Source organism: Bradyrhizobium sp. BWA-3-5, assembly GCF_032917985.1.
Lineage (GTDB): Bacteria > Pseudomonadota > Alphaproteobacteria > Rhizobiales > Xanthobacteraceae > Bradyrhizobium.
In genome coordinates this window covers 4,185,242-4,211,826 of the sequence record NZ_CP136626.1, presented here as the reverse complement: position 1 = coordinate 4,211,826, position 26,585 = coordinate 4,185,242, and the positions used below count along the sequence as shown (strand labels likewise).

Sequence of the window (26,585 nt, the reverse complement as noted above, 5' to 3'; positions counted from 1 at the left end):
TCGACTTTGATTGTTCCACCGCGGTCCTTGAAACCGCGAGCGGAGGATGTGAATGCCAGCCGTACAAGAGACGGTCGAGCGCGTCAGGCGCATCGACGTCGACCAGTATCGATATGGGTTTGAGACTCTTATCGAGTCCGAGAAGGCGCCGAAGGGACTCTCGGAAGAAACTGTCCGCTTCATCTCCGCCAAGAAGAACGAACCGGCTTGGATGCTGGAATGGCGCCTGGAGGCGTATCGCCGCTGGCTGACCATGACCGAGCCGACCTGGGCGCGCGTCAACTACCCCAAGATCGACTACCAGGACATCCACTATTACGCAGCGCCGAAGCCGAAGAAGACGCTGTCGTCGATCGATGAGATCGACCCCGAAATTCTCAAGACCTACGAGAAACTCGGCATTCCCTTGCGAGAAGTCGCCATTCTTGAGGGCGTTGAGCCGCCGCCCGGCGGCGAGCCGTCGGCCAACCGCAAGATTGCGGTCGATGCGGTGTTCGACTCGGTTTCGGTCGCGACCACGTTCCAGAAGGAGCTGAAGGCCGCCGGCGTGATCTTCATGCCGATTTCGGAGGCGATCCGCGAACATCCCGAGCTGGTAAAGCAGTATCTCGGCTCGGTCGTGCCGACCTCGGACAACTATTTCGCGACGCTTAACTCGGCGGTGTTCTCCGACGGCTCGTTCGTCTACGTGCCGCCGGGCGTGCGCTGTCCGATGGAGCTGTCGACCTATTTCCGCATCAACGAGCGCAACACCGGCCAGTTCGAGCGCACGCTGATCATCGCCGACAAGGGATCTTACGTCAGCTATCTCGAAGGCTGCACCGCGCCGCAGCGCGATGAAAACCAACTCCATGCCGCCGTGGTCGAACTCGTTGCGCTCGATGACGCCGAGATCAAGTATTCGACAGTGCAGAACTGGTACCCCGGCAACTCCGAAGGCGTCGGCGGCATCTACAATTTTGTCACCAAGCGCGGCGACTGCCGCGGCAACCATTCGAAGATCTCCTGGACCCAGGTCGAGACCGGCTCGGCGATCACCTGGAAATATCCGAGCTGCATCCTGCGCGGCGACAATTCGCGCGGCGAGTTCTACTCGATCGCGATCTCGAACGGCCACCAGCAGGTCGATAGCGGCACCAAGATGATCCATCTCGGCAAGAACACGTCGAGCCGAATCATCTCCAAGGGCATCGCGGCCGGCGTCTCGCAGAACACCTATCGCGGCCTCGTCACCGCCCATCGCAAGGCGACTGCCGCGCGCAACTATACCGCCTGCGACTCGCTCCTGATCGGCGACAAGTGCGGCGCGCACACCGTGCCTTACGTCGAGGCGAAGAACTCGTCGGCGACCTTCGAGCACGAAGCGACGACCTCGAAGATCTCCGAAGACGTGCTGTTCTACTGCACCCAGCGCGGGCTTTCGCAGGAAGAAGCCATCGGCCTCGTAGTCAACGGCTTCGTCAAGGACGTGCTGCAGCAACTGCCGATGGAGTTCGCGGTGGAGGCGCAGAAGCTGATCTCGATCTCGCTGGAAGGATCGGTCGGTTAATTGCCGATCCTCGCGGTGCGCTTCGGCGCTCTATGCAACATTTGAATAGACTGGAAACCAAAATGGCGTTGCTTGAAGTGAAAGATCTGAAGGTCCGTGTCGAGGAGCGCGAAATTCTCCACGGGCTGACGCTGACGGTGAACCCCGGCGAGGTGCACGCGATCATGGGGCCGAACGGCTCCGGCAAATCGACGCTCTCCCACGTCATCGCGGGCAAGCCGGGCTATGAAGTCACCGACGGCCAGATCCTGTTCAGGGGTGAGGACCTCCTGGAAATGGAGCCGGACGAGCGCGCCGCCAAGGGCGTGTTTTTGGCGTTCCAGTACCCGGTCGAAATCCCCGGCGTCACCACCTGGAATTTCCTGCACACCGCATTGAACGCGCAGCGCAAGGCGCGCGGCCAGAGCCAGCTTTCGTCGCCGGAATTTCTCAAGAAGGTCCGCGAGGTCGCCAAGTCGCTCAACATTCCGCAGGACATGCTCAAGCGCGGCGTCAATGTCGGCTTCTCCGGCGGCGAGAAGAAGCGCAACGAGATCTTGCAGATGGCGCTGTTCGAGCCGGCCGTCTGCATTTTGGATGAGATGGATTCCGGCCTCGACATCGACGCGCTCCGGATTGCGGCCGATGGCGTCAATGCGCTGCGCTCGCCCGAGCGCGCGATGGTGGTCATCACGCACTACCAACGGCTGCTCAACTACATCATCCCTGACTTCGTGCACGTGATGTCGAAGGGCCGGGTGGTCAAAAGCGGCGGCAAGGATCTGGCGCTGGAGCTCGAGGCTTCCGGCTACGCCCAGTTCGAAGACGCAGCCTGACGCAAAGCGGATTTGTGATGAACCTGGTTTTGGCAAAGAACGAGACGGGACGCGCGCTGAGCGACAGCTTTGCCGTCGCGCGCGACCGGCTGCCCGGCACCGGCACAGTGGCGGAGGCGCGAAGCGCCGCCTTCGAGGCCTACGAGCGCGTCGGCCTGCCGCATCGCCGGATCGAAGACTGGAAATATACCGATCTGCGCGCGCTTGTGCGCGAGGTGCTGCCGCTGGCGCCTGCGCCGGATGCTGCCGCGCTGAAGCGAGCTGCCGCGGCCGTCAAGCTGCAGGCGATCAAGGGCGCGCGTCAGCTCGTCCTCGTGGACGGCGTGTTCGTGCCAAAGCTTTCCGACGTCGGCGGTCTGGAGAAGGGCCTTACGGTCCGCACGCTGCGCGACGTGCTGGAGGCGGGCGATGTCGCGCTGCAGGCGCAGCTCCTCACGCCCGACAACGCCAACCCGATGGTGGCGCTCAATAGCGCGATGATGACCGACGGCGTGGTGATCGAGATCGCTGATGGACTCGTGCTGAAGCAGCCGCTGCAGATCATCCATGTCGCCAGCGGGCCGGCGCCGGCGGCGATGTTCACGCGCTCTCTGCTGCGCCTCGGCAAGGATGCCGGCGCGACGCTGGTCGAGAGCTACATCGCGGCCGATGGCGCCAAGGTCTATCAGACGCATGATTCGCTGGTTGTCGCGATCTCTGATAATTCGCGGCTCGATCATATCAGGCTGGTCGAGGATAGCCGCGAGGCCATCAACGTCTCCTCCGCCGTCGTCACGCTGGGCGCGCACGCGCATTACAATACGTTCGGCATGACCTCCGGCGCGGCTGTCAGCCGCTACCAGGCGACGATTGCGTTCGCCGAAGAGCACTCCCGGGTCGAGACCAACGGCGTCAATCTGCTCAACGGCCGTCAGCACGCCGACACTACGCTGTTCATGGACCACGCGGTGCCGCATTGTGCCAGCCGCGAGGTGTTCCGCGCCGTCGTCGACGACCGCGCCCATTCGGTGTTCCAGGGCCGCATTGTCGTGCGCCCCGACGCGCAGAAGACCGATGCCAAGATGATGACGCGGGCACTGCTGCTCTCCGACGATGCTGAGGCTGACAACAAGCCGGAGCTCGAGATCTTTGCCGACGACGTCACCTGCGGCCATGGCGCCACCACCGGCGCGCTGGACGAGAGCCTGCTGTTCTATCTGCGCGCCCGCGGCCTCTCCGAGAAGGAGGCACAAGCGCTGCTGATCCAGGCGTTTGTAGGTGAGGCGATCGAGTCCATCGTCAACGACGATTTGCGCGAACTCGCAATTGCAGCCACGCAGCGCTGGCTGGAGGCACGGTCATGACGCAGCATCCAGCGGTCAAGAACGGCGCCTATGACGTCCAGCGCGTGCGCGAGGATTTCCCTGCACTTGCGATGAAGGTCTACGGCAAACCGCTGGTCTATCTCGACAACGCGGCGTCCGCTCAGAAGCCGACCGCCGTGCTCGACCGCATGACGGAAGCTTATAAAAGCGAATACGCCAACGTGCATCGCGGGCTGCATTACCTCGCCAACGCCGCGACCGAGGCTTACGAGGGCGCCCGCGCCAAAGTGGCGAAGTTCATCAATGCAGGGCGCAGTGAAGAAATCATCTTCACCCGCAATGTCACCGAGGCCATCAATCTGGTGGCATCGTCCTGGGGCGAGCCCAACATCAAGCAGGGCGACGAGATCGTGCTCTCGATCATGGAGCACCACTCCAACATCGTGCCCTGGCATTTCCTGCGCGAGCGCCATGGCGCCGTGATCAAATGGGCGCCGGTCGACGACGACGGCAATTTCCTGATCGAGGAATTCGAGAAGCTGCTGACGCCGCGCACCAAGCTCGTCGCCATCACCCAGATGTCGAACGCGCTTGGCACCTTCGTCCCGGTCAAGGAAGTCGTGAAGCTCGCCCATGACCGTGGCATTCCGGTGCTGGTCGATGGGGCGCAGGGCGCCGTGCATTTGGCGATCGACGTGCAGGACCTCGATTGCGATTTCTATGCCTTCACCGGCCACAAGGTCTATGGCCCGACCGGGATTGGGGCGCTCTATGCCAAGCATGAGCACCTGGTCGCGATGCGCCCCTATAATGGTGGCGGCGAGATGATCCGCGAGGTGGCCAAGGACTGGGTCACCTATGGCGACCCGCCGCACAAGTTCGAAGCCGGCACGCCGCCGATCGTCGAGGCGATCGGCCTGGGGGCTGCGATCGACTACGTCAGCTCGATCGGCAAGGAGCGGATTGCCGCCCACGAGCACGATCTTCTGACCTATGCCCAGGAGCGGCTGCGCGAAATCAATTCGCTGCGCCTGATCGGCACCGCCCGCGGCAAGGGGCCGGTGATCTCCTTCGAGATGAAGGGCGCGCATGCCCATGACGTCGCGACCGTGATCGACCGGCAGGGCATCGCGGTGCGCGCCGGCACCCATTGCGTGATGCCGCTTTTAGAGCGGTTCAATGTCACAGCCACCTGCCGAGCCTCGTTCGGCATGTATAATACAAGGGAAGAAGTCGACGATCTGGCACAGGCGCTGATCAAGGCGCGGGATTTGTTCGCATGAGTGACACGGCCGAAATCAAGTCAGCCAACATGGAAACCCATTCGGCGCTGCCGCCGGACGAGACCGAGCGGCTCGGCACGGAGATCGTCGCCGCGCTGAAGACGGTGTTCGACCCGGAAATCCCGGCCGACATTTACGAGCTCGGCCTGATCTACAAGGTCGACCTCAAGGACGACCGCAGCGTCGACGTAACGATGACGCTGACCACGCCGAACTGCCCCGCGGCCGGCGAATTGCCGACCATGGTGGAGAACGCGATTGCCAGCGTTCCCGGCGTCGGCGTCGTCAATGTCAATCTGGTGTGGGATCCGGCTTGGACGCCGGATCGGATGTCCGACGAGGCGCGCCTTGTCCTGAACATGTGGTGAAGAGGCCCGTTGCAAACCGTCCGGTGTCATTGTCGGGTGTCATGGAGACCGCACCTTCACAGCTGGAATTTCGTTGTTATTTTAGTGCCATGATAACTCGTCGCCTTGAACGACGCTGGAGATCAAACTGCCATGGATACCACCGTCCAGTCCAAGCCGAAGCCGAGGCCCCGGCCGCAGGTCATGAAGCTGACCGACGCGGCGGCGGCGCGGATCACCGAGCTGACCAGGCGCGCCGATTCCGAGATCGTCGGCCTGCGCGTCGGCATCAAGAATGGCGGCTGCGCCGGGCAGTCCTACACGGTCGAATACGCCCATGAGATCCGCCCGACCGACGAAGTGGTCGAGGACAAGGGCGTCAAGATCCTGGTCGACCCCAAGGCGGTGCTGTTCCTGCTCGGCACCGAGATGGACTACAAGGCCGACAAGCTGCAGGCCCAGTTCATCTTCAACAATCCGAATCAGATTTCCGCCTGCGGCTGCGGCGAGTCGGTGCAACTGACGCCGGCGAAGGTTTAGGTCTCGTGTCCCGGACGCGCTGCAGCGTGCTTACGCTGCTGCGCAGTGCCGGGACCCACGATTACTGTCTGCCCAGTGATGGGCTCCGGCTCTGCGGCGCACCGCCATAGCGCGTCAAAGACGCGCGTGAACGCGCTTATGGCGCTGCGCCGCGTCCGGGGCACGAGCCGTAAGCCATGGATCGCGATTTCCTCATCGACCTCTTCGCCGATTTCGGTCCAGTCACCATCCGCCGGATGTTCTCCGGCCATGGCATCTCCGCCGACGGCACCAACTTTGCGCTGTCGCTGCGCGCCGGCCTCTATTTCCGCGCTGACGAGTCGACCATTCCGCAATTTGAAGCGGAAGGCTCGAAGCCGTTTCAATATCAGACGCGGACCAAAACGGTCACCGTGAACTCGTACTGGCAATTGCCGGCTCGGCTGTTCGATGATTCCGAAGAACTGGCTGAGTGGGCGCGGGCCGCGCTCGCCGCGGCGCAGCGCGCGGCCGTTCGCAAGCGGCCCAAGGCGCGCAAGGTGGCGAGGCCGAAGGTGTCGAAGAAGGCTGCGAAGAAGCCCGTTGCTAGCCGCAAGCCCGCAGCAAGGCAGCGTACGGTGAAGAAGGCGCGGCGCAAATAGCCGGCGTCAGGCGACCTGGCTGCGGGTCTCGTCGGCGTATTCGGGATCGACTTCGCAGACCACGCGGTTGCGGCCGTTGCGTTTGGCGGCGTAGAGGCAGCCGTCGGCACGTTCGATCAGCGAATCCGTGTCGTCGTCCGGCTTGAGCATGGAGACGCCGACCGAAATGGTAACCCGGCCGAGAATCTCGCCGGTCGATTTCTTCTTCAGTTCCTTTGCCATCACCGCACGGCGGATGTGGTCGGCGACCGTCAGCGCCTGGCGCAGGCCGGTGTTGGGCAGCACGACCGCGAATTCCTCGCCGCCATAGCGAGCCGTGATGTCCTGGCCCTTGATGGTCTGCTTCAGCGATTGTGCGACGAGCCGCAGCACCTGGTCGCCGGTGAGGTGGCCGTAGGAATCGTTGAACGATTTGAAGTGGTCGATGTCGAACATCATCAGCGACAGCGGTTCGCCATTCGCCAGTGCCGTCCGCACCGCCATCTCGATCGAGCGATCGAAATATTTGCGGTTGCCGAGCCCGGTCAGCGGATCGGTCAGGCTCTCGGCGCGGATCGCCTCCAGGCTGTGCTGAAGGTTGCTGATCTCGGTCTTCGACAGCGCCAGCCGATTCTCCAGCGCCTTGTTGGTTTCCTGCATTTCGCGCGTCGATTTCATCAGGCCGTCGACGACGGCCTTGATCTCATCGCGGGTCTTGGCGTTCCTCAGCTTCTCGCTCGCGCCGGACAGCTTGGCGTCGTAGTTCTGCGACTTGCCGAGCGCCTCGGTGATCAGCGTCATCACGTCGTCGATTTCGCCGATTACCCGCGCGCCGACCTTGTCGATGCGGTCGGAGGCCTTGATATGCGAGAGATAGGTTTCGTAGATCTGCTCGAGATCGGACTCGCTGAGCTTGCCGTTGCGCGCCAGCGTCTCGTTGATGATCTTGTTGAGGGGAGCGTTGTATCCGGTCGCGTAGACGTACCAGATTTCATAGTTGCGCGGGACGGCGGTCTGACGCAGGGATCTGATCTGGCCCATTGCTACTTCGGCAAACGCCATCGTGCGTTCGTGTTCGTCCAGCAGCTTGACCACTGATCCGTCCCCAATATCCGAGCAGCGCCGGTCGTTGCCGTGCAGCAATGACTAAATTATCGGCGCCACGGTAGTGGAGGAGGATGAACGGCCGGTAAACACTTCCGGCCGCAGGTCATCGAGGACAGGTCAGACGCGGGCGCGAACGGGCCGCAACAGAAATGCGGGAAGGTGCGAGTGATCGCCGGGCTCCGATTCGACCTCACGCTGCGTGCGCCGCGGCTCGGGACGGCCGATCGAGGGCACGCGCGAGGACGGTGCGGCTGCCGGCGGCGTGAAGAGTGCAGCCGGCGCCTGCGAACCGCCGTTGCGGTTCGCGCCCTTGCCCGGCCGCGGTTCGCGATTGTTCTGTCGCGGTTCGCGATCAGCGCCCTTGGCGTGGCGCGGCTCGCGTTCACGTCGCTTGCGTCCGCCGCGCGAACCGTCCCGGGAGCCCTCGCGTGCGCGATGTTCGCGCGGCTGCTCGCCATCCTCGGAGGCGTCCGAATGCACGGTATAGTCGCCTTCGGCAGGCGGAATGGTCTTGCCGATCAGCCGTTCGATCGCGGCGATCGACTTGCTGTCGAGCGAGGTGACGATCGAGATCGCGGTGCCGGCGCGTCCGGCGCGGCCAGTGCGGCCGATGCGGTGCACGTAATCGTCGGCATGGTGCGGCACGTCGAAATTGAAGACGTGGCTGACGGCGGGAATGTCGAGGCCGCGGGCGGCGACGTCGGAGGCCACGAGCAGCGGAATCTCGCCCTTGCGGAATTGATCGAGCGCCGCGGTGCGCGCCGACTGGTCCATGTCGCCGTGCAAAGCGCCGACGCTGAAGCCGTGCTTCTGCAGCGACTTGTGAACGATCGCGACCTCGCGCTTGCGGTTGCAGAAGATGATCGCGTTGTTGAGGTCCTTGGCGTCGCGCAAGAGGCGGCGGAGCAGTTCGCGCTTCTCATGCGGCTCGCGGCCGCCGGTGACCTTGAATTGCGATACGCCGGTCGCCGTGGTTGCCGGCTTGGAGACTTCGATGCGTTCGGGATTGTGCAGGAAGGTTTCGCTGATGCGGCTGATTTCCGGCGGCATCGTCGCGGTGAAGAACAGCGTTTGCCGCGTGAATGGCACCAGCTTGCAGATGCGTTCGATGTCGGGGATGAAGCCCATGTCCAGCATGCGGTCGGCTTCGTCGATCACCAGCAGTTCGACGCCGGTGAGCAGAAGGCCGCCGCGCTCGGTGTGGTCGAGGAGGCGGCCGGGGGTTGCGATCAGGACGTCGACACCACGGGTCAGTTTGGAGTCCTGATCGCCGAAGGAGACGCCGCCGATCAGGAGGGCGACGTTGAGTTTCTGGCCGGCGCCGTATTTGTCAAAGTTCTCTTTGACCTGGGCGGCGAGTTCGCGGGTCGGCTCGAGGATCAGGGTGCGGGGCATTCGGGCCCGGGCGCGGCCCTTTTCCAGAAGCGTGAGCATGGGCAGGACGAAGGCGGCGGTCTTGCCGGTTCCGGTCTGGGCGATGCCGAGGACGTCGCGGCGGGCCAGAACGTGCGGAATGGCCTGTTCCTGGATGGGGGTAGGGGTGGTGTAACCGGTGGCCGCGACTGCGGCGAGGACCTTATCTGAAAGGCCGAGATGGGAAAAAGACATTGAGCCTCTGGTCGACACCGCCGTTCGGAATCGAGGGTAAAAAGGCTGTCGCGTTTTGCCCCGAAACGGCGCGCTTTTAAGAAGCTGGGGGCTCTGACTTACGCAGACGAGCGGCTAACGATGAATCGCGCTTCGATCCAGGGCCGCGTTGAGCGCGAACATAGGGTCGAAATCGCCAAAGTCAATCTTGGAACAGGCATTGGAGCCCAAAAAGCTTAATGTTTTCGCACAAATAACGGCAAAAACCGCCGTTTGGCGGCCAAACAGGGCCGCAGTCCTGCTATCAATCGACGCCGTTGAACCGCCGGCTTTCCGCTGCCGACTATGGCAATAAGCGGCTATGCACGGCCCGGAAGAGGACCATTGGTGCACTTGGGGAATTCGATGAAGGGTTGGCTTTCCAGACTGCTCGTGGTGACGAGCCTAGCCACGTGCATCGCGGCCTTGGCCGCGCCCGCCTACGCCGAAAAGCGCGTGGCGCTCGTAGTCGGTAACAATGATTACCGGAACGTGCCCAAGCTGCAGAAGGCGGTCAACGATGCCCGCACCATGGGCGATACGCTCAAGCAGCTCGGCTTCACGGTGATGGTGGCGGAAAACCAGAACCGGCAGGCGTTCAGCCAGACGCTGCTGGCCTTCGACAAGGCGGTCGAAGCCGGCGACACCGCGTTCTTCTTCTATGCCGGCCATGGTTTCGAAATCGCCGGCCAGAACTTCCTGCTGCCGACCGACGTGCCGGCGGCGACCGAAGGACAGGAAGAGCTGGTGCGCGACGCCTCGGTTCTCGCCGACCGCATCATCGAGCGGCTGCAGAACCGCAAGGTGCGCACCGCGATCCTGGTGTTCGATGCCTGCCGCAACAATCCGTTCGAACGGCCCGGTACGCGCGCGGTGGCCGGCGGCGGCGGCTTGGCGCCGATGACGCAATTGCCGGAAGGCGTGTTCTCGATCTTCTCGGCGGGGCCGCGGCAGACGGCGCTCGACCGGCTTTCCAATGACGACACCAATCCCAATTCGGTGTTCACGCGCACCTTCGCCAAGGAGCTGACGCAGCCCGGCGCGAACCTCGTTCAGGTCGCGCAGCGCACGCGGCGCTCGGTCAGCGAGCTCGCCGAGACTGTCCGTCACAAGCAGATTCCGGTTTACTTCGACCAGATGGTCGACGACGTGTTCCTGAATGGCGTGATCAAAGGCCAGCCTGAAGTTGGGGCGAAGCCGGCCGAGCCGGCGCAGCAGCTCGCGGCACTGTCGCCGGTGCAGCGCCTGCAGCCGCAGAAGGAATCGCTCAATGCGCCGATCGCATCGTTCTCGCGCCATAATGGCGGCTGGTCGGTCGTGTTCTCGTTTGCCGATCCGACGCTTAGCATTTCCTGGCGGCTCGGCGAGGCCGGCGACTTCCGCGAGACCGGTTTCATCGACACGCTCGATCCGCGCACCCGCAAGCGGATGCCCAATCCGTCGATCGAGCTTCCGGCCGATGCTCCGGCGGGCAACATCCAGGTGCGCTATGTCGATACCAATGGCGATCTGCAGGGGCCGTTCCCGATCCGCTTCGATCCCGAAGCCGCGCTGATCCGTGACCAGCGCAAGATCCTCGACATGACCGCGACGAGCTGGCTGTCATTCCGCGAGTTCAATGGCCTGCTGGTCTATTACACCCACCTGATGTCGTATCGCTGCGCGATCCGCGAAGTGCGCGTTGGCATCGACTCTGCGGTGCCCGACAAGGTGTTGAAAATGCCGCCCTGCGATATCAGAGATCCAAGCGTCATCCCGCACGACGCCAACCCCTATCTGAAGCTCGCACCGCAGACCAGATCGGTCTCGGTGGAGCTGACCTATCGCGACGGCAGCGTCTCGGAGATCAAGAGTTTTCGGCGGTAGGAAGCTGTACGATCTGGCCGCCGTCGACGGCGTCATCCCTCTGCGCGGGGGATCCAGCACGCCGCGACTTATCGGGTCAATCATTGCTGTCTCTGGAATACTGGGCCACCCGCCCCAGTGCGCAATTGCGCACAAGACGGGTGACGACAGCTGAGGACGAGCAGCAACGGCCTACGGCGCGATCAAGAGGTTGATCGTTTCGGGGGTGTAGGCTTCGGCTGGCAGCCGTTCCGGGCCGATAATTGCCGCCGGCAAGGGAGAGAGCTGACGTTCCAGCATTCTGTTGCTGACCCTTGCGCGCCGCTGCCTGGCAGCCTCGCCAAATTCGACGCGTATCCTGGTTGCGAAGCCAGCGGCGATCCTGAGGCGACGCATCCGCTCCCGTCGTTCGTCGGCATAGGGTGCGAAGTCGATGCGGTCCCAGTCTTTTGTTGAAAGCAGAATATCGGAGACGATGCGTACGTCCCTGATGGCAATGGACAACCCTTGCCCCATGATCGGATCATTGTGGCCAGCGGCGTCGCCAATGAGCACCGCGCCGGGCATCGCCGGATCATCGATCCAATGATCTTCGTTCGAGTAGGCATGGAATGGACTAACCGGCGTTCCCTTTAGGATTGCCTCTGCGTAGGGCAAACACTTCAAGCGAAAGGCCTGCAACAACCGGGCTTCTCTTTCCGGGCCGGCGAATCTTTGCCGGTCCTCGAAATCAAAGCAAGCATAAAGCCGAACCAGGTCCTTCCCTTGCGGAAAGACGAAATAATGAAATCGATCCTCCGTTCCTATCGCCTGCACTTCACGAGGCCATTCGGGAACGTTTGCGACGAGCATCCCGCCGAGAAGATTATGTGGTTCGTCGGCCTGCACGGAAAACCCGAGCTGTCTTTTCAGAACGGAGTTGCGCCCATCGGCTCCTATGACGAGTCGCGGCCTGAGCTGTAATCGCTCGCCATTTAATAAGCAGGATACGGCAGGTCGTGCACCGGCCGTCACCTTCACGTCGCTAACGCCCGTCAATACCTGCGCGCCGGCCGCTTCCGCTGACGCTGCAAATGCACGGCACATGGCCGGATGGCCGATGCAAAGAGGAAGCGGGAGATCGGGTGGCAATGCGCTGAAATCAAGCGCGCGCTTTTCCGCAACGTCCGGCGCCCAGTTCTCGTCGTAGGGCACGTTTCGCTTTACGGGAATGGCGCCAGTGTCATGAAGCAGTTCGAGTAGTCCCAGGCGTTTGAACTCGACGACCCCCCAAGGGGCAATCCATTCCCCTCGCACGCGATCCGGATAGATGGTTTCGCGCTCCAACACGGAAACTTGCAAACCGCGTTTGGCAAGCACCGTGGCCATGGTGCCGCCTGCAATCCCGCCACCAACGATCACGACATCCGGCGCCAGATTTGTCATGCACGCCCCCCCGGGGGAAAAAAGGAAAGCAAAAACAAAAAAGCAATGGTCGAGTATGGCCATTGGCCGCGGTAGAATTCAAACATAAAATGGCAAGAACCGCGCCCGTAGGGCAAACTCTGTCGGGGAGAAACTCGTCATGGCTATCGTTCTCGTCCACGGAAATCCTGAGACCGAAGCGGTCTGGGACGATCTCGTTCCGCATCTGCGCGACCAGAACATCATTCGTCTCTCTCCACCCGGGTTCGGGTCGGCGATCCCTCCCGGCTTCGACTGCTCTGTCGATGCTTATCGCGACTGGCTTGCGGGCGAGCTCAGGAAGCTGGCGCAACCGGTCGATCTCATCGGGCACGATTGGGGCGGAGGACATGTCGTGCGCATCGCGATGGATCATCCGGATCTCATACGGTCCTGGTCGTCAGATATTCTCGGCGCATTCGATCCTGATTACGTTTGGCACGAAATGGCGCAGGTCTGGCAGACGCCAGAGGCCGGCGAGCAGGCGATCGCGCAGATGGCGGGCGCTCCGGCCGAGGCCCGGGTCGAGCGTTTTGAGAGCCTGGGTATGACCGCGGCGATCGCCCGGAAAGTGATTGCCGGTACGAACCCGGATGTGGGCAGGGCGATCCTTGCGGTTTACAGATCGGCCGCGCAGCCGGTGATGCGAGATTTCGGGACCGGTTTGTCACGCGCCTCCGCAAAGCCCGGTCTGGCCGTGATCGCGACGGAAGATCATTACTGCGGCGGGGAGACGCTCGCTCGCCGCAGTGCCGAGCGAGCCGGCGCTGAGGTCGCCATTTTGAACGGCGCGGGTCATTGGTGGATGTGCCAGCAGCCGAAGCTAGGTGCGGACGCGATCAACGCGTTCCTGGCAAAGCTGAACTAGGTAGCTTCGCTCGGCGGTAATATCCCGTCTCGACCGGTCACGCCCCGTTTCTTACCTCCAACACAATTCGTCCCATCGCGCTGCGGTTGGCAACCAGGCTCATCGCCTCGCCGGCGCGCTGGAGCGGAAGGATCCGGTCGACCTGTGGGCGGAGCTTGCCTTCGCCGACCCTTGCCATGATAGCCTGGCTCGCGCGGGCGGCTTCGTCCGGATAGCGCTCCATCCAGGCGCCGACGAAGACGCCGACGACCGAATAGTTCTTGAGCAGGGGCAGATTCATGGCGAGCGAGGGAATCTCGCCACTGGTGAAGCCGATCGGGAGCAGCCGCCCGTTCCAGCCCATCAGCCTCGCAAGCGTGGCGAAGAGCGCGCCGCCGACATTGTCGATGCAGACGTCGAGGCCTTTGTCTCCGGCCAGCGCCTTCACGCGATCGCGCACGTCTTCGCAGGAATGGTCGACGGCTTCACTGGCACCATGCTCGCGGACCATGGCCGCCTTCGCAGCGCCGCCCACGACGGCAATGACGCGCGCGCCGATCATATGCGCAATCTCGACGCAGGCGAGGCCAATACCGCCTGCGGCCCCTGTCACCAGCACCGTCTCACCGGCCTGCAGCCGCGCCCGCTCAATCAATGCGTACCAGGCCGTGAGATAGGTGTGCATGATCGTCGACCCTACGGTGAAATCAACGCCGGCCGGCAGCAATGCGACGCTGGTTTCCTTGGCGACCATGCGCTCCGCAAATGCGCCGAACCAGTTTCCGCAACTGACCCGATCGCCGGGCCGGAAGCGTGTGACGCGCTCGCCGCAGGCCAGCACGACGCCGGCGGCGTCCGTTCCCGGCACATAGGGAAGGGCCGGCCGCATCTGATAGCCGCCACAACTCATCAGATAGTCCATATAGCTGACGGACGCAGCGTGGACATCGACGAGAACTTCGTTCGCCGCCGGGCGCGGTTCGGCGGCCTCGGCGAATTCGAGGGCTTCGACGCCTTTGAAGGCCTTGCAAAGGATGGCGCGCATCTCAGCCTCCGCGACGGGCTTCTGAAGCAGTGGCGCCGCGGCCGAAGAGACGCGGCAACAGCATCGGAACACGCTCGCGATAGTGCTCGTAGCTCGCGCCGAATTCCGCGACCAGGTCTCTTTCCTCGAGCCTGACGCCGATGAGGATGTAGGCGGTGTTCATGACGGCAAACAGCAGATGGCCAGCTGTCATGTGCGGCGTCGCCCAGAAGGCGAGCAGGAGACCCAGCATCAGCGGGTGACGCACCAGACGGTACAGCAGCGGCATCTTGAGCGCTTGCACGCGGCCGGCTGCTCCGCGCCATACGTCGGCGACCTGGCGCAATCCGAACAGCTCAAAATGGTCGATCTGGAACGTCGAAGCGAGCGCGATCACCCAACCCGACCCGAAGATCGCCGTCAGCATGGCGGCCGGCCAGCCCTCGACGCGCCAGATGGTCGGCGCGATCGGGCGCCACTGCCAGAAGATCAGGATCAGCAGAAGGCTCGAGATCAGCACATAAGTGCTGCGCTCGCAGGGCGCCGGGATGATGCGCGTCCACCAGCGCTTGAACGCCGGTCGCGCCATAATGCTGTGCTGGATCGCGAACAGGCCGAGCAGGATCATATCGATCAGGACCGCTTGCGCGCGCCCGCTCTCCGGTCCGACGTCAATCGTCTTCGGGACGAGGAAGTTGCCGATAAAGGCTGGCGTGTAGGCAAATGAAAGCGAGAAGATGAGATAGCTCGCGAGGCCGTAGATGAGCGCGGCGGCGCGTCCGGTCATGACGTTTCTCCAGAAGGTGACGGTGCGATGCCGCCGGTGCTATCATCGCAGCGTCCCCTCAGCGTCCCCGGGCCCCTTGGGTGTCGCGGACGCCATTACCGAAGATCGCACCGCCAATGGTTTCGTTCAGCGTCCGGACGCTCGGGTTCCCGGAGGTACGTTGTGATGATCGCCCGTGCCAGTTGGCCCTGCGCAAGGGCCTAGCGCTGCTGGTCTATCTGGCTGAAGCGAAAGGCCCGGTCGGGCGCGATGCGATTGCCACCATGCTGTGGCCGGATAGCCCAGCGGAGGTGGTCAAGGCACGGCTGCGCCGGCTGTTGCACCGCCTCCAGCTCGCGCTCGGCGATGTCCTTACATCCGACAGATCCACGGTCCGGTTGTCGGCGGCGATCCATCTGGTCGTCGATTCACGCCAGTTTGAAGAGGCCTGTGACAGCGGCGAGTTCGAGCGTGCCTGCGGTCTCTATCAAGCGGACTTCCTCGACGGCTTCTCGCCCGGCGACTGTCCAGAGTTCGACGAGTGGGCGTTCTTTCGGAAGGAGGCCTTGCGCGGCCGCGCGATCCAGGCACTCGAACGGGTGGTGCAGGAGAAGCACGCGGCGGCCGATTACGCCTCCGCCGCCGCGCATGCCGGCCGCCTGGCAGCGCTCGATCCGCTCAGCGAAATCTATGCCCGCCACCTCATCCGCAACCTCATCCTGAGCGGCGATCGGGCCGGGGCCGCGCGCCAGCTCGAGGCGCTGAGCCAGCGCTTGCGCGAAGAGCTCGACGTCGCGCCCGAGGCCGAGACGCGCGCGCTGCTCGAGGCCGGCACGGCAGAGCCGCCTCCGACGCAATATGTCAGCGGCGACGGCGTGCATCTCGCGTTCCAGACCTATGGCAGGGGCAAGACCGACATTCTGATGCTGCCCGGCTTCGTGTCCCATGTCGAACGCGCCTGGGAGGACAAAGGGTGCCGCGCCTTCCTGGCCTCGCTTGCTGAGATCGGCCGTCTTGTCCTGTTCGATCGCCGCGGCGTCGGCCTGTCCGACCGGGTCGGGTCCAGCCCCAGCGTGGAAGCAACGGCGCAGGACGTCTGCACGGTGCTTGATGCCGCGGGCTCGAGCCGGGTCGTGCTGTTCGGCGCATCCGAAGGCGGACCGGCCTGCATCACCTTCGCGGCTGATCATCCCGACCGCGTCGCCGGGCTGATCCTGTTCGCCTCGCTCGCGAAGGGAAGTGCTGCACCGGATTATCCGCACGCGTTGCGCGCCGATCAGTATGCGGCGTGGCTGCAGCAGCTCGTTTCGGCCTGGGGCGGGCCTGCCGGCATCGAAACGTTCGCGCCCAGTCTCGCCGGCGATGCCAAAGCGCGAGCCTGGTGGGCTGGCCTGCTTCGTGCGGCTTCGAGCCCGGGCGCCATCAAAGGCGTGCTGGAGGCCTTGCGCGATACGGATGTGCGGCACCTGCTGGGGCGTATCGCCGTGCCGACGCTGGTGCTCCATCGCCGCGGCGACCGCGCCGTCCGCATCGGCGCCGGCAGACATCTCGCCGACCACATTCCGCGGGCGCGATTCATCGAGCTCGACGGAGACGATCACTTTGCCTTCGCCGGCGATCAGCAAGCGGTGCTTGATCGCGTCAGGCAGTTCGTTCACGGTCTCAGGGGGTGACGTTGTCAGGCTGGTTGTCTTTGCGGCGTTGAGGAGCGAGCTATGAAAACACGTTGTTGCATCGTCGGCGGCGGGCCGGCCGGCATGATGCTCGGATATCTGCTCGGACGCGCCGGCATCGATGTCGTGGTGCTGGAGAAACACGCCGATTTCTTCCGCGATTTTCGCGGCGATACCGTGCATCCATCGACGCTGCAGGTGATGGACGAACTCGGGCTGATCGACGGATTTTTGAGGCTGCCGCATCAGCGATTGCAGAAGATGGAGGGAAAGTTCGGCGGCGAAACGGTGCGGATCGCCGATCTGAGCCGGCTGAACGTGAAGTATCCCTTCATCGCCTTCATGCCGCAGTGGGACTTTCTCAATTTCCTCCGCGAGGCCGGCAAGCGGTTCACCTCGCTGAAAGTGATGATGTCGACGGAAGCGGTCGATCTGTTGCGGGACGGCGAGCGCGTCGCTGGCGTGAGGGCGAGGACGGCCGATGGCGTGATCGACATCGAGGCCGAGCTGACGGTCGCCTGCGACGGCCGCCATTCGCTGCTGCGCGAGCGCGCGGGCCTTTCTGTCGAGGAAATCGGTGCACCGATGGACGTGCTGTGGTTTCGCGCCGGCAAGCGGGCAGATGACAACGAAAGCCTGTTTGCCCGCGTCGATCCCGGCAAGATGATGGTGACCTTCGATCGCGGCGACTACTGGCAATGTGCGTTCGTCATTCCCAAGGGCGAGTACGACGCCGTGAAGGCGAGAGGGCTGCCCGCGCTGCTCGATGACGTCGCGCGAATGGCGCCGGTCCTCAAATCCGGACTATCCGAAGTGAAGAGCTGGGACGACATGAAGCTGCTGACCGTTGCAATCAACCGGCTGAAGCGCTGGACACTGCCGGGGCTGCTCTGCATCGGCGACGCCGCGCATGCGATGTCGCCGATGGGCGGCGTCGGCGTCAACCTGGCGGTGCAGGATGCGGTGGCGACCGCAAACCTCTTGGCGGCGAAGCTTGAGCGTGGCTGTCCATCGGAAGACGAACTCGACGCGGTCCGCCGACGCCGCGAATTCCCGGTTAAGATGACGCAGCGGATGCAGGTGATCGCGCAGGACAACATTGTTAGGGCCGCACTGAGGGGCGGCGATCAGGCGCTGAACGCGCCGCTGGTCATGCGTCTCGTCACCGCTATCCCGTGGTTACAGGGGATTACCGCGCGATTCGTGGGCGTAGGCGTGCGGCCGGAGCATGTGCAGTCGCCACTCGCTGTCAGAGTCGAATAACGTCGTTACATTGCAAAAGCGACTGGAAGGCCAGGCAACAGCAGCCCAGTTGCGGCTGTAGCGCTCACAGCACGACCCAGAGCGCGCGGGAGGTTGATTCTGCAATCGCAACGAAAAAACCCCGGGCAGTGCCGGGGCTTTTGTTTTGTCGGAGAATATCGCAGATCAGTACCTGGCGACGACCGGACCACTGAACTGGTAGTTAATACCAGCGCGGGCGATGCTGCCGCGGGTGTTGAAGCTGTAGGTTGCGAAGTCCACGCCATTGACCGGGTTGGTCTGATTGCCCCGGATCGTGTGGCTGCCGAGATCGTAGTAGAGATATTCGCCCTTGATGCTCCAGTTCGGGGCGAACTTCCACTCCGCGCCGGCACCTACCGTCCAGCCATAACGAATTTCATCCGCACTGGCCCGGAACTGGCGGCCGATTCCGAAGAACTCGTCGACGTTGGCGTTGCTCTTCACATTGGCATAGGCCAGACCGCCGGTCACGAACAGCAGCAACTGGTCGGTAGCAAGACCACCGAGACGGCCGCGGACCGTGCCGAAGAAGTCAATATTTTGGCTGGCCGACGTTCTCACAGTCGGACCGGCGGCCGGAAGATCGATGAAGCGCGAATCCCTAATGTCGGCCCAATCGAAGTCAGCCTCTATGCCGACCAAGCCGCGTCCGAACTGCCAGTTGTAGCCAACTGTGCCGCCGGCCAAGCCACCCTCAGGCTTCAGACCGCGCACGGCGAAGGGGACCGTAAGAGGCTGCGCAGCGGTAATGAGTGGGCTGCCCGAGACGGCCACGTCCTGGGAGTCATTCCATGCATAGCCGCCGTTAACGCCGATGTAGAAACCGGTCCAGTTGTAGACGGCAGCGACCGGCACAGGCGCCTTGGTATAGGGGCGGGCCGCGAGATCGGCGGCTGAGGCACTGGCAGTGCCAAGAACCAAGGCAGTAGCGGTGATAGCGAGCTTTTTCATTATCTTCCCCAATCCAGACAAGTAATGCGCGGAACTAATGTGCATGCAATATAGCCTAGGAACCGCAGCGGGGCTGTCACTTGCACGCCACAGTCGTGGAGCTTCGACGCCTTCGACGCCTTTGCACCAATAGATTGCCGAGGAACGGCCGCGATTCGGCTCGGAAGATGAGAAAACGGCGAGATTTGAGAGACTAAGCAGCTCGGTTGACACCGGGAACCCATCTTCCCGGCGAATCGCTTTCCCTCAGCATTAAGGGCCGCCTAACGACCAGCACGCCTATCCCATAACAGAATACCCGCCGTCCACTGGAATCGCCGTGCCCGTGAGGAAGTCCGAGGCAGATGAGGCGAGGAATACGGCGATGCCGGCAAAATCCTCGATGGCGCCCCAGCGGGCCGCGGGCGTGCGGGCCAGCACCCGCTCGTGCAGGCCGCCGATCTCCTGGCGCGCGCGCTTGGTGAGGTCGGTGTCGATCCAGCCCGGCAGCACGGCATTGGCCTGGATGTTGTCGGCGGCCCAGGCGCAGGCGCAGGAACGGGTGAACTGCACGATGCCGCCCTTGCTGGCGGCATAGGCCGGCGTGAAGCTAGCGCCGAAGATCGACATCATCGATCCGATATTGATGATCTTGCCGCCTCCCGCGGCCTTCATGGCAGGATAGACCGCCTGCGAGCACAGGAAGGCGCTGGTGAGGTTGGTCTGGATCACGCTGTCCCACTCGGCGATGTCGAGGGCATGCGGCGGCTTGCGGATGTTGACGCCGGCATTGTTGACGAGGATGTCGATCCGGCCGAGCTCGGCGGCGACGCGGCTTGCCATGGCGGCGACAGCCGCCTTGTCGGTGACGTCGGTGGTCACCGCGATCGCCCTGGCGCCGCCCTGCGCGAGCTGGGCGACTGCGGCAGCCGACTTCGCTTCGTTGCGCCCGACGATCGCAACCGCTGCGCCGGCCTGGGCAAGGCCGCGGGCCATGCCGAGCCCGATGCCGCCATTGCCGCCGGTGACGATCGCGACCTTGCCGGAGAGGTCGAAGAGTTTTGTTGCCATTGTAGTTCCTTTCCTTGCGATGCGGGAGCTTGTCCCGGACATCCATACGTTTCTTATCGGGTGTGGCTGAAGACGTGGATGGCCGGAACAAGCCCGGCCATGACGAGAGAGGTCCGCGTCTAGCGATTGCCTTGCCAGATCAGGATCAGGCCGACGGCGCCGAGCACCGCGCCGTATCCGGCCCATTGCAGCTGATTGATCATGAAGCTCGACCGCGGCCAGGCAATCGCGCCGGTGCCCTGGCCGATCCACAACAGACCGATCGCGAGCGCCAGAAAGCCGATGATCGAAAGCGATCTGGCCATGGCTTCCTCCCTTGTTGCCGTTTCGCGGAGGCATGATGCTGCCTCATCTTTGGGCGACCGCGAGAAACCATTGCCGGTGGCGGCCGTAGCTTCCGATCGAACAGAAAGCCGGCCGGCTACGCAAGGCCGGAAATTCCGCTGCATCGCATCCTCAAGGGCCGTCCTGAACCGCCGAACGGTCAGTCACAGGCTCGGATTTGGCGTAGCGCTCGTCCAGGGCGCCACGATCGCTTGCGCGTCGTGGCCGCGGAGGGCGGATCTGCGCGGCTTCGAGCCGGCGGAATCGCACGGCTGGAGACGGCGATGTGGCGCGACTATTACGACAAGCACTATGGCGCGCTGTTCTATCACCTCTACGCGCTGTCGAGGACGCAATTCGGCTTCTCGCCGCTCGACAGCCTGCGAATCGCATGGGCGGCGCCCAGGCCGCGAAAGCCTTCCAGCCAACGCGTTCGCGCGAGGCGGCCAATGTCGCGCTGCCGCCACTCGTGACCCACTACCGCCTGCTGGCTTCCGCCGCGCCCGGCGGTTTCGGCGTTGAAGAGGCGGCGCGCCTCGAGCTCGACTGGTGGCAGGCGCGGCGCGAAGCCGTCGGCCCGGAGCAGTACGGCGTGACGGTCGCCCGCGTGGCCGCGATCACCTATTGCAAACAGCCGGACGAGCCGTCGCTCCTGATCTCGGGAATCGGTCGCACCGAGGCGACGGCCTACCGCGATGCGCGCGCAGGCGATGACGATCAGGACTGGAGCAAGATCGAATGTAGACTGCGTCGCGCGTATGAATCGCTGAAAGCAACGGTGGCTGGAGGCTGAGGACCGCTGTCTGGAACTGCTGCCCGCAAGGCAACAAAAAAGCCCCGGACAATGCCGGGGCTTTTGAGCTCCTGAATTCGCTTAGACCGAGATCAGTACTTGGCTTGGATCGGAGCACCGCCCCAGTTGAAGCGATACACCAGCGAGGTGCTGATGGTCTGTGTCCAAGGCTTGAAGGTAACAGCTTGGCCCGTCGGTCCAACAACACCGCAACCTGCAACCGTACAGGTCTCCGGGAGAGTGACCCGGTCGTAGAACGCAGACCGATATTCGGTCTTCATGAACCAGCCGGGCGCCGAAATACCAAAGATGTCCAGATTGTTCTCGACGCCGCCGCCAATGAACCAGCCATTACGCTGGAAAGAGCCCGTGGTGGCGAGAGTCGGGCCGCCGCCTGCAGCCAGAGTCGACATGCTCGTGCCTGACCACTCTGAACCCGAATAACCGCCGTTCACGTAGGACAAGACGTTCGGAGCAACCAGGTAACCAAGTCTGACGCCAGCAGCGTAGCTGGTCTCAAGCTTCGCGCGGCCTTCGATAAAGTTAAACGGATCACTCAGGGAACCGCGAATGTCGCCGAACTGCCCGTCACCGAAGATACCAGCCACCCACCGGCCGCCGAATTGCCAGTCGTAACCGATACCGACAGTACCGAACCAGCCGCTGCCACCCAGACGCTGATCCCGGGTAATGGGAACGCCGCCGGGGAAGGTCTGCACATTGCTGTCGGCATTCCACAGGCCGCCGCCGCCACCGCCGAAGATGTAAAACCCGGTCCAGTTATAGGTCGGCGCGACCGCGACCGGAGCCTTGGTGTAGGGACGCGCGCCGAGATCTGCGGCCGAAGCCGATCCGGTGAACGCCGCCAGCGCGGTCAGAGCGAACAGCACCTTTTTCATTTTCGAATTCCTCACCCTAAATGCCCCAGTTAGACCCCTCTAACGGGGTGCGCGAGCGCCGATTCCCAAAGTCCAGTAAGGCGACTATACGCACTTCAAGGGAAAATGCTGTTGCGGGCGGAACACAGGTGCCGGAAAACGAATGCCGGGAATTTGCCCGGGAAACGGGCAAATCCGAGCGATTTCAGGCCTGAAATCCCCGAAATTGCCCGAAAAATGCCTGTACCGGTAAAATCAAACGTCCAGCAGCTCGTCGCTGGCGAATTCCGCCTTGTCGGAGATGAAGGCGAATCTGGCCTCAGCCTTGGTTCCCATCAGCCGCTCGACAGAATCGGCCGTACCTTCGCGGTCATCGGCCAGCAGTACCACCTTCAGCAAGGTTCGCTTGGCCGGATCCATGGTGGTTTCCTTGAGCTGCGCCGGCATCATCTCGCCGAGGCCCTTGAAGCGGTTGACCTCGACCTTGGCGTTGGCGTTGAACTCGCTTTTGAGTAGCGCGTCCTTGTGTGCATCGTTGCGGGCATAGACCGACTTGCTGCCGTGCGTCAGCTTGTAGAGCGGCGGCACCGCCAGGTAGAGATGCCCTTCGTCGATCAGCCGCGGCGTCTGGCGATAGAAGAACGTGATCAGCAGCGATGCGATGTGGGCGCCGTCGACGTCGGCGTCGGTCATGATGATGATGCGCGAGTAGCGCAGATCCTCTTCGCGATAATGCGCGCCGGTGCCGCAGCCGATCGCCTGCATCAGGTCGGCGAGCTGCGCATTCTGCATCAGCTTGTCCTTGCCGGCGGAGGCGACGTTGAGGATTTTTCCGCGCAGCGGCAGCACCGCCTGGGTCTTGCGGTCGCGCGCCTGCTTGGCGCTGCCGCCGGCCGAGTCGCCTTCGACGATGAAGAGCTCGGAGCCTTCGGTCGCGGTGTTCGTGCAGTCGGCGAGCTTGCCGGGCAGGCGCAGCTTCTTCACCGCGGTCTTGCGCGAGGTCTCCTTCTCGGCGCGGCGGCGCAGCCGCTCGTCGGCGCGCTCGATGACGAAATCCAGGAGCTTGTTGGCCTGCAGCGGATTGCCCGACAGCCAGTGATCGAACGGGTCCTTGATCGCTTGCTCGACGATCTTCTGCGCCTCAGCGGTCGCCAGACGATCCTTGGTCTGGCCCTGGAATTCCGGCTCGCGCACGAACACTGAGAGCATTACGGCGGCGCCCACCATCACGTCTTCCGACGTCACGGGCGCGGCGCGCTTGCCCTGGCCGATACGTTCGGCGTGATCCTTCAGGCCGCGCAGCATCGCGCTGCGCAGGCCGGATTCGTGCGTGCCGCCGTCGGGGGTCGGCACCGTGTTGCAGTAGGAGGAGAGGAATCCGTCGGCATCCGCCGTCCACGCGACCGCCCATTCGCAGGCGCCATGCGCCCCGTTGCGGCCGGACTTGCCGGAGAAGATGTCCGGGTGCACCAGCGTGTCGGCATGAATGGCGGCGCCGAGATAGTCCTTCAGGCCGCCCGGGAAGTGGAAGCTGTCCTCGGCGGGCACGTCCTCGATGCCTTTCAGCAACGCGGGATCGCAGCGCCAGCGGATCTCGACGCCGCCGAACAAATAGGCTTTCGAGCGGGTCATCTTGAACAGGCGCTGCGGCTTGAAGGCCGCCTTGGCGCCGAAGATGTCGGTATCCGGCTTGAAGCGGATGCGGGTGCCGCGGCGGTTGTTGATCTTGCCGAGGTCTTCCAGCTTGCCCTTGGGATGGCCGCGCTCAAAGCTCATCCGGTAGAGCTTTTGGCTGCGCGCGACTTCGACCTCGAGCCGCGAGGAGAGGGCGTTCACGACGGAGACGCCGACGCCGTGCAGGCCGCCTGAGGTCTCATAGACTTTGGAGTCGAACTTGCCGCCGGAATGCAGCGTGCACATGATGACTTCGAGCGCGGACTTCTTCGGAAATTTCGGATGCGGATCGACCGGGATGCCGCGGCCGTTATCGGTCACGGTCAAAAAGCCGTCGGCGGTCAGTTCGACCTCGATGAAGGAGGCATGCCCGGCCAGCGCCTCGTCCATCGCATTGTCGATGACCTCGGCGAACAGATGATGCAGCGCCTTCTCATCGGTTCCGCCGATATACATGCCCGGACGGCGCCGTACCGGCTCCAACCCCTCCAGCACCTCGATGTCGGCCGCGGTGTAGCCGGCCTCGGCGCTACTCGCCCGTGAGGCTGCCTTGGGCGCGACCCGGCCCTTCGGTTCCGCGCCGAACAGATCTGGCTTGGATTTTGCTGCTGATTTCAATGGTTTGGACATGGCTCTTTAGATGTTGCGCGCGAGGTCGCGCGAGCGAATCGGTCGCTCTGACTATGCCACGGATGGGCTTAAAAGGTGACGATGGGCAAGACGCCAGGCGCCTTCTCCGCCCTATCGTGCCTGGTTGCAGCGCTGTACCAGCCCGCAGCGGCGTTGAACAGATGACAGAGGCACCCCAGCTATGATCCGGATTGATCACGGTTTTTTGCTGGGCATTAATCGTTGGCGCTGGTACCGGGATGACGGCTATCCCGGTGCTGCAACCTTTGTGACTTGATGTCACGCAACTGGCTGGCTTAGCTGTCGCGACCTTGAACCAGCTGAAATTCATCAGCGCGAACGAGGCGGGAAGGCACTTCGGACATGCAAGACTTTGCGCGCGCTCTGGCTGATTTCGTGCGCGACAATCAGGCCTGGGCCGCTCCGATCGTCCTGGTCCTGGCATTCGGCGAGTCGCTGGCCTTCATCTCGCTGCTGGTGCCGGCCTGGGGGGCGCTGGTCGCGATCGGCGCGCTGATCGGCGTCAGCGGCATCAGCTTCTGGCCGGTGTGGCTCGCCGGCGGCATCGGCGCGGCGCTCGGCGACTGGGTCTCGTACTGGTTCGGCTACCGCTACAAGGAGCGCGTCGCCGAGATGTGGCCGCTGTCGCGCTATCCCGAGATCCTGCCGCGCGGCGAAGCCTTCGTGAAAAAGTGGGGCGTGCCTTCGATCTTCATCGGCCGCTTCTTCGGGCCGCTGCGCGCCTCGGTGCCGCTCGCCGCCGGCATCTTCGAGATGTCCTACTGGCCCTTCCAGATCGCCAACTTCGTTTCGGCGCTGATCTGGTCGGCGGCGCTGCTCTTGGTCGGCGACGTCATGGGCAAGCTCGCCGAATGGGTGTGGCGGGTGGTGTAGCGCAGGCTGGAATAAGCCGACGGTCAGGGTGTTAGCGCTCAGGATACTGCCATCTTTGCGGTCCCGACGCTTGGCCGACTTCGCGCGATCGCCGAATCGCTGATAGGTGCGGCAACAACCGAATCGGCGGCAAGCAACAGGACATCCCGCAGAACCGTATCCATCGTCTCAACTGGGAGGACATCACCATGGAATTGACACGTCGTCACGCACTCGCCGGGGGCGCGGCACTCGCCGCTACGCCGCTGTTGCCGCATGCGCCGGCCAAGGCCGCCGCGCCGGTCGCGGACAAGCAGGCGCCGAGCTTCTATCGCTACAAGGTCGGCGATGCCCAGGTGACGGCGATCTCCGACGGCGTCAACAATTTCGCGCTGCCCGACACCTTCGTGCTCAACGCGAAGAAGGACGAGGTCAACGCGGCGCTGGAAAAGGCGTTCATGCCGAAAGACAAGATGTCGATCCAGTTCGCGCCGCTCGTCATCAACACGGGCGGAAAGCTCGTGGTCGTCGACACCGGCAACGGCGCCGCCGCGTTTGCGTCGAGCAAGGGCAATGTTGGGCAGTTCGGCGCCAACATGGTCGCCGCAGGCTTCGATCCCAATGCGGTCGACATGGTTGTGATCTCGCACTTCCACGGCGATCACATCAACGGCCTGCTGACCGCCGACAACAAGCCGTCATTCCCCAATGCCGAGGTGCTGGTGCCGGCGGCGGAGTGGAAATACTTCATGGACGACGGCGAGATGAGCCGTGCGCCGGAAGGGCGGATGCAGACCGTGTTCAAGAACGCCCGCCGCGTGCTCGAGGCGGGCTTGAACAAGAAGGTCACGCCCTATGAGTGGGGCAAAGAAGTCGCGCCCGGGCTGACGGCGATGGAAACCATCGGCCATACGCCGGGCCACACCTCCTACGTTCTGGCGTCAGGCTCCGACAAGGTGTTCATCCAGTCCGACGTCACCAACCTGCCGGCGCTGTTCGTCACCCATCCGGGCTGGCACCTGATGTTCGACCAGGATCCGGCACTGGCGGAAAAGACCCGGCGGCGGGTCTACGACATGCTGGTGGCCGACAAGATGCGGGTCCAGGGCTTCCACTATCCGTTCCCGGCCAACGGCTTCGTCGAGAAGGATGGCAATGGTTACCGGCTGATCCCCGCGCCGTGGAATCCGGTGATCTGACCCCATAGGCGTCATTCCGGGGCGCCCGCAAAGCGAGCGAACCCGGAATCCAGAGGTTGTAGCTCGAGATTCTCAGGTGCGCGATTGCGCGCCAGGGTTCGATGCGCCGCATCCCCGGAATGACGGTGCATCTCTTGACGCCAGGCGGGCGCGGCCTTATA

At 63.4% G+C, this 26,585-nt stretch carries 24 protein-coding genes; 14 read left to right on the top strand and 10 right to left on the bottom strand.

Annotated elements, in window-relative coordinates; genetic code table 11:
• Window positions 1-52 precede the first annotated feature (52 nt).
• From sufB to RX331_RS20355, 7 genes are all read left to right on the top strand, one after another.
• Window positions 53-1,549 carry a Fe-S cluster assembly protein SufB gene (gene sufB, locus RX331_RS20385; RefSeq protein WP_317251708.1) on the top strand — a complete coding sequence of 499 codons (1,497 nt, stop codon included), beginning with the start codon at window positions 53-55 and terminating at the stop codon, window positions 1,547-1,549.
• Between the two features lie 62 nt (window positions 1,550-1,611).
• Window positions 1,612-2,364: a Fe-S cluster assembly ATPase SufC gene (gene sufC, locus RX331_RS20380; RefSeq protein WP_317251707.1), complete on the top strand. Its 753-nt coding sequence runs from the start codon at window positions 1,612-1,614 to the stop codon at window positions 2,362-2,364.
• 17 nt (window positions 2,365-2,381) lie between these two features.
• On the top strand, window positions 2,382-3,707 hold the full coding sequence (gene sufD, locus RX331_RS20375; protein WP_317251706.1) for a Fe-S cluster assembly protein SufD: 1,326 nt from the start codon (window positions 2,382-2,384) through the stop codon (window positions 3,705-3,707).
• Complete coding sequence (locus RX331_RS20370) at window positions 3,704-4,951, top strand: cysteine desulfurase (RefSeq protein ID WP_317251705.1); 1,248 nt, start codon at window positions 3,704-3,706, stop codon at window positions 4,949-4,951. The genes sufD and RX331_RS20370 overlap by 4 nt, the downstream gene beginning before the upstream one ends.
• Window positions 4,948-5,319, top strand: a complete 372-nt coding sequence (locus RX331_RS20365) for an SUF system Fe-S cluster assembly protein (RefSeq protein WP_317251704.1) — start codon at window positions 4,948-4,950, stop codon at window positions 5,317-5,319. Before RX331_RS20370 ends, RX331_RS20365 begins: the two co-directional genes overlap by 4 nt.
• 132 nt (window positions 5,320-5,451) lie before the next feature.
• Window positions 5,452-5,838 (top strand): iron-sulfur cluster assembly accessory protein, encoded by a 387-nt coding sequence (locus RX331_RS20360; protein ID WP_317251703.1) that lies wholly within the window; start codon window positions 5,452-5,454, stop codon window positions 5,836-5,838.
• A 176-nt stretch (window positions 5,839-6,014) separates the two neighbouring features.
• On the top strand, window positions 6,015-6,458 hold the full coding sequence (locus tag RX331_RS20355; RefSeq protein WP_317251702.1) for a TfoX/Sxy family protein: 444 nt from the start codon (window positions 6,015-6,017) through the stop codon (window positions 6,456-6,458).
• A gap of 6 nt (window positions 6,459-6,464) precedes the next feature.
• Here the strand turns inward: RX331_RS20355 and RX331_RS20350 are convergent, their stop codons facing one another.
• Together RX331_RS20350 and RX331_RS20345 are read right to left on the bottom strand one after the other, a co-directional pair.
• Window positions 6,465-7,532: a GGDEF domain-containing protein gene (locus RX331_RS20350; RefSeq protein WP_317251701.1), complete on the bottom strand. Its 1,068-nt coding sequence runs from the start codon at window positions 7,530-7,532 to the stop codon at window positions 6,465-6,467.
• 129 nt (window positions 7,533-7,661) lie between these two features.
• The gene (locus RX331_RS20345) at window positions 7,662-9,152 is read right to left on the bottom strand and encodes a DEAD/DEAH box helicase (protein WP_317251700.1); all 1,491 of its coding nucleotides are present in this window, start codon (window positions 9,150-9,152) and stop codon (window positions 7,662-7,664) included.
• Between the two features lie 384 nt (window positions 9,153-9,536).
• On the opposite strand from RX331_RS20345, the gene RX331_RS20340 reads away from it, so the two are divergent.
• Window positions 9,537-11,036, top strand: coding sequence for a caspase family protein (locus RX331_RS20340; protein ID WP_317251699.1), 1,500 nt, complete (start codon window positions 9,537-9,539; stop codon window positions 11,034-11,036).
• Between the two features lie 171 nt (window positions 11,037-11,207).
• Here the strand turns inward: RX331_RS20340 and RX331_RS20335 are convergent, their stop codons facing one another.
• Window positions 11,208-12,440 carry an NAD(P)/FAD-dependent oxidoreductase gene (locus RX331_RS20335; RefSeq protein WP_317251698.1) on the bottom strand — a complete coding sequence of 411 codons (1,233 nt, stop codon included), beginning with the start codon at window positions 12,438-12,440 and terminating at the stop codon, window positions 11,208-11,210.
• Between the two features lie 139 nt (window positions 12,441-12,579).
• Here RX331_RS20335 and RX331_RS20330 point away from each other — a divergent pair, with 139 nt between their 5' ends.
• Window positions 12,580-13,326, top strand: coding sequence for an alpha/beta hydrolase (locus tag RX331_RS20330; RefSeq protein ID WP_317251697.1), 747 nt, complete (start codon window positions 12,580-12,582; stop codon window positions 13,324-13,326).
• 37 nt (window positions 13,327-13,363) lie between these two features.
• On the opposite strand, the gene RX331_RS20325 is transcribed toward RX331_RS20330, so the two are convergent.
• Together RX331_RS20325 and mddA are read right to left on the bottom strand one after the other, a co-directional pair.
• Window positions 13,364-14,350, bottom strand: coding sequence for an NADPH:quinone oxidoreductase family protein (locus RX331_RS20325; protein ID WP_317251696.1), 987 nt, complete (start codon window positions 14,348-14,350; stop codon window positions 13,364-13,366).
• A 1-nt stretch (window position 14,351) separates the two neighbouring features.
• A complete protein-coding gene (mddA, locus tag RX331_RS20320; protein WP_317251695.1) occupies window positions 14,352-15,116 on the bottom strand; it encodes a methanethiol S-methyltransferase in 765 nt (254 codons plus the stop codon).
• Between the two features lie 116 nt (window positions 15,117-15,232).
• On the opposite strand from mddA, the gene RX331_RS20315 reads away from it, so the two are divergent.
• Window positions 15,233-16,768, top strand: a complete 1,536-nt coding sequence (locus RX331_RS20315) for an alpha/beta fold hydrolase (RefSeq protein ID WP_317251694.1) — start codon at window positions 15,233-15,235, stop codon at window positions 16,766-16,768.
• A gap of 42 nt (window positions 16,769-16,810) precedes the next feature.
• Entirely contained in the window at window positions 16,811-18,031 is a 1,221-nt protein-coding gene (locus tag RX331_RS20310) for an FAD-dependent oxidoreductase (protein ID WP_317251693.1), read from the top strand.
• Window positions 18,032-18,196: 165 nt separating this feature from the next.
• Here the strand turns inward: RX331_RS20310 and RX331_RS20305 are convergent, their stop codons facing one another.
• The 3 genes from RX331_RS20305 to RX331_RS20295 form a co-directional block, all read right to left on the bottom strand.
• Complete coding sequence (locus RX331_RS20305) at window positions 18,197-19,003, bottom strand: porin family protein (protein ID WP_317251692.1); 807 nt, start codon at window positions 19,001-19,003, stop codon at window positions 18,197-18,199.
• Window positions 19,004-19,282: 279 nt separating this feature from the next.
• On the bottom strand, window positions 19,283-20,053 hold the full coding sequence (locus RX331_RS20300) for an SDR family NAD(P)-dependent oxidoreductase (protein WP_317251691.1): 771 nt from the start codon (window positions 20,051-20,053) through the stop codon (window positions 19,283-19,285).
• 119 nt (window positions 20,054-20,172) lie between these two features.
• Window positions 20,173-20,358 carry a hypothetical protein gene (locus RX331_RS20295; protein WP_283027884.1) on the bottom strand — a complete coding sequence of 62 codons (186 nt, stop codon included), beginning with the start codon at window positions 20,356-20,358 and terminating at the stop codon, window positions 20,173-20,175.
• 410 nt (window positions 20,359-20,768) lie between these two features.
• Between RX331_RS20295 and RX331_RS20290 the strand changes: the two genes are divergently transcribed.
• The gene (locus RX331_RS20290) at window positions 20,769-21,170 is read left to right on the top strand and encodes a hypothetical protein (protein ID WP_317251689.1); all 402 of its coding nucleotides are present in this window, start codon (window positions 20,769-20,771) and stop codon (window positions 21,168-21,170) included.
• Window positions 21,171-21,262: 92 nt separating this feature from the next.
• On the opposite strand, the gene RX331_RS20285 is transcribed toward RX331_RS20290, so the two are convergent.
• The gene (locus RX331_RS20285; protein WP_317251688.1) at window positions 21,263-22,069 is read right to left on the bottom strand and encodes a porin family protein; all 807 of its coding nucleotides are present in this window, start codon (window positions 22,067-22,069) and stop codon (window positions 21,263-21,265) included.
• 234 nt (window positions 22,070-22,303) lie between these two features.
• Window positions 22,304-24,352: a DNA topoisomerase IV subunit B gene (gene parE / locus RX331_RS20280; RefSeq protein WP_317251687.1), complete on the bottom strand. Its 2,049-nt coding sequence runs from the start codon at window positions 24,350-24,352 to the stop codon at window positions 22,304-22,306.
• Between the two features lie 363 nt (window positions 24,353-24,715).
• Between parE and RX331_RS20275 the strand changes: the two genes are divergently transcribed.
• Both RX331_RS20275 and RX331_RS20270 read left to right on the top strand, forming a co-directional pair.
• Window positions 24,716-25,246 (top strand): DedA family protein, encoded by a 531-nt coding sequence (locus RX331_RS20275; protein WP_317251686.1) that lies wholly within the window; start codon window positions 24,716-24,718, stop codon window positions 25,244-25,246.
• 188 nt (window positions 25,247-25,434) lie between these two features.
• The gene (locus RX331_RS20270; RefSeq protein ID WP_317251685.1) at window positions 25,435-26,424 is read left to right on the top strand and encodes an MBL fold metallo-hydrolase; all 990 of its coding nucleotides are present in this window, start codon (window positions 25,435-25,437) and stop codon (window positions 26,422-26,424) included.
• Window positions 26,425-26,585 lie beyond the last annotated feature (161 nt).